The organism is Ideonella azotifigens, assembly GCF_006519715.1.
In the GTDB taxonomy this organism is placed as follows: Bacteria; Pseudomonadota; Gammaproteobacteria; order Burkholderiales; family Burkholderiaceae_C; genus Ideonella; species Ideonella azotifigens.
This window is the reverse complement of sequence record NZ_VIDT01000636.1, coordinates 1-3,192: the sequence shown is the minus strand read 5'-3', so window position 1 is coordinate 3,192 and position 3,192 is coordinate 1. Positions and strand designations below refer to the sequence as shown.

At 67.5% G+C, this 3,192-nt stretch carries 3 protein-coding genes and 1 pseudogene; all 4 read left to right on the top strand.

The window, feature by feature from the left end; genetic code table 11:
- Window positions 1–270 (top strand): annotated as a pseudogene (locus FKP22_RS32735) (TolC family outer membrane protein); the annotation flags it as partial.
- Window positions 271–299: 29 nt separating this feature from the next.
- On the top strand, window positions 300–1,601 hold the full coding sequence (locus FKP22_RS25425; protein WP_141290520.1) for an ABC transporter permease: 1,302 nt from the start codon (window positions 300–302) through the stop codon (window positions 1,599–1,601).
- Between the two features lie 11 nt (window positions 1,602–1,612).
- Window positions 1,613–2,845 (top strand): ABC transporter permease, encoded by a 1,233-nt coding sequence (locus FKP22_RS25420; protein ID WP_211361580.1) that lies wholly within the window; start codon window positions 1,613–1,615, stop codon window positions 2,843–2,845.
- A gap of 22 nt (window positions 2,846–2,867) precedes the next feature.
- Window positions 2,868–3,192: response regulator (locus FKP22_RS25415; RefSeq protein ID WP_141290518.1), on the top strand; the 325-nt coding region annotated here is incomplete at its 3' end.

Here is a 3,192-nt window from a genome sequence, read left to right as displayed (position 1 = left end):
CAAGTGCGTGCCGCCGAACTGGCGCGTGACGCAGCCGAGCGTGCGCTGGCGGCCACCCGCGTCGGCCAGGAGCTGGGCACCCGCACGATGACCGACCTGCTGCTGGCCATCCAGACGCAGACCTCCACCCAGGGCAGCTACTCGCAGCTGCGCCACCAGTTCGTGCTGGAGCACCTGCTGCTCAAGCAGGCCGGTGGGGCATTGAGCGAAGCCGACCTGGGCGCGCTGAACACCTTGCTGGCCCCGCTCGCGGTGGCCAGCGCGCGCTGACTGTTCCTCCCCTTTTCAGGAGACCCACGATGTTTGCCTACTACCTCGCCCTGGCGCTGCGCGGCATGCGCCGCAGCCGGGTGCTGACCGGCTTGATGGTGCTGGCCCTCGGGCTGGGCATCGGTGCCTGCATGACCACGCTGACGGTCTACCGCGTGATGTCCGGCGACCCGATTCCCAGCAAGAGTCACCGCCTGTTCACGCCCCAGCTCGACAGCGACCCGATGAAGGGCTACACGCCCGACGATGAGCTGCCCGAACAGATGACCCGCTTCGACGCCGAGGCCCTGCTGCGCGAGCACCACGGCGTGCAGCAGGCGGTGATGACGGGCGGTGGCTTTTCCATCGTGCCGGACCAGCCCGACCTGCTGCCGTTTTTTGTCGACTCGCGCTACACCTCGGCTGATTTCTTCAGCATGTTCGATGCGCCGTTCGAAGCCGGCCAGGGCTGGACCGCGGCCGACGACGAGGCACGTGCTCGCGTGGCCGTGATCACGACTGAGCTGGCCGAGAAGGTGTTCGGCAAGCAGCCCGCCGTGGGGCGAGACATCCGCATCGACGAGCAGGTCTACCGCGTGGTGGGCGTGCTCAAGCCCTGGCAGCTCACGCCGCATTTCTACGACCTCAACACCAGCCGCTTCGGCAACACCGAGCAGGTCTATGTGCCGTTTTCGACCTCGCGTGAACTCAAGCTCAGCCGCAATGGCTCGATGACCTGCCATTCCGAGAAGTCGGCCGACCCGACCGCGCTGGCCTCCATGTGCACCTGGGTGCAGTACTGGGTTCAGCTGGACACCGCCCAGCAGGTCAGCGACTACCGCCAGTACCTGCAGGGCTATGCCGAGCGCCAGCATGCGGCGGGCCGCTTCGAGCGCCCGGCGCGCACTGCGCTGCACGACGTGATGGGCTGGATGACGCTCAAGAAAGTGGTGCCCAGCGATGCCGAGTTGCAGGTCGGCGTGGCCTTTGCGTTCCTTCTGCTGTGCCTGGTCAACACCATCGGCCTGCTGCTGGCCAAGTGCCTGCGGCGTGCGCCGGAAATCGGCGTGCGGCGTGCGCTGGGGGCTTCGCGGCGGTCCATCTTCCTGCAGTTCCTGGTCGAGGCCGGTGTCATCGGCCTCTTGGGCGGCGCGCTCGGGCTTTTGCTGTCCATCGGTGGGCTGGCGCTGGTGCGGCAAAGTCCCAGCGGTGTTGCCAAGCTGGCCGAGCTGGACATGACGATGCTGGCGCTGAACTTCGGCCTGGGCCTGGCCGCCAGCGTGCTGGCCGGGCTGCTGCCCGCCTGGCGTGCCTGCCAGATCACGCCCGCCTTGCAACTCAAGTCGTCTTGAAAGGACACACCATGTCGAACTTCTGGATGGATCTGCGCCCGGTGCTGTCGTCGCTGAGCCGGCACAAGACCGCGGCCTTCCTGATCGTGCTGGAGATTGCGCTGAGTTGCGCGCTGATCTGCAACGCCGTGTTCGTGATCGGCCAGCGGCGCGAGCTGATGAACGTGTCGACCGCGGTGGCAGAAAACGAGCTGGTGCGGGTGCAGACCATCGGCCTGCGCAAGGACGAGAACCCGGACGTGCGCACCCGCGAGGACATGGTCCTGCTGCGCAGCATTGCCGGCGTGCGCGATGTGACCATTTCCAGCCAGGTGCCGTTCGGCAACTCGGCGTGGAACACCGGCTATTCGCTGCGCAAGGACCAGGAAAAGCCCACTGCGCACCTGTCGCTCTACATGGTCGGCGAGCGCTTCCTGGACACCACCGGGCTGCGCCTGCTCGAAGGGCGGGACTTCCTGCCGGAGGAATACCAGTCGATGGCCGTGCTGGACAAGATCGAGGGCGACGCGCCGATGCCTTCGGTGCTGATCAACCACGCCGCTGCAGAGAAGCTGTTCCCGGGCGATTCGGCGCTGGGCAAGGAGGTCTGGAACGGCAATGTCGCCAGCCGCGTGATTGGCATCGTCGACGACATCCTGCCGCCCAACCTGCGCCAAGGCAACAAGGCTGCCGTGCTTCAGCCCGTCCGCTTCAACTATGCCAACGGCGGAAGCTACCTGCTGCGCGTGGCACCCGAGGACCGGGACCGCGTGCTGAAGGAAGCTGGCGTGCTGCTGGACAAGGCCATGCACGAGCGCATCATCTTCCGGCTGGAGCGCATGGACGAGATGCGCAGCAAGTACTTCCGCGAGGACCGCGCGCTGGCCTGGCTGCTGGGCATCGTCAGCCTGGCGATGCTGCTGATCACGGCGCTGGGCATCGTCGGCCTGGCCAGTTTCTGGGTGCAGCAGCGCACGCAGATGATCGGCGTGCGGCGTGCGCTGGGTGCCACGCGGCGCCAGATCCTGCGCTACTTCCAGCTGGAGAACCTGCTGCTGTCCAGCGCCGGCATTGCGCTGGGCATGCTGGCGGCCTATGCGATCAACTACGTGCTGATGAAGCAGCACGAGCTGGCGCCGATGCCGCTGTGGTACCTGCCCGTCGGCACGCTGGGGCTGTGGGCGCTGGGCCAGCTGGCGGTGCTCGGGCCGGCCATGCGCGCAGCCGCGGTACCGCCTGTCGTGGCCACCCGTGGGCTAGCATGAGCCCCCGCTGAAACCACCCGCCATGCGCCGCGTCCTGATCATTGACGACCACCCCGCCGTTGGCGAAGCCTTGTCGCTGCTGCTGTCGCTGCACGACATAGCCCCACGCGTGGCCCACGGCCCGGCCGAAGGCCTGGCCTGGCTGGCGCGCGAACCGGTGGACCTGGTGATCCAGGACATGAACTTCAGCGCCGACACCACCTCCGGCCAGGAGGGCCAGGCGCTGTTCCGCGCGCTGCGCGAGGCCCAGCCCGACCTGCCGGTGATCCTGCTCACCGCATGGACCCGGCTGGAGAGCGCGGTCGAACTGGTGAAGGCCGGCGCCGCCGACTACCTCGCCAAGCCCT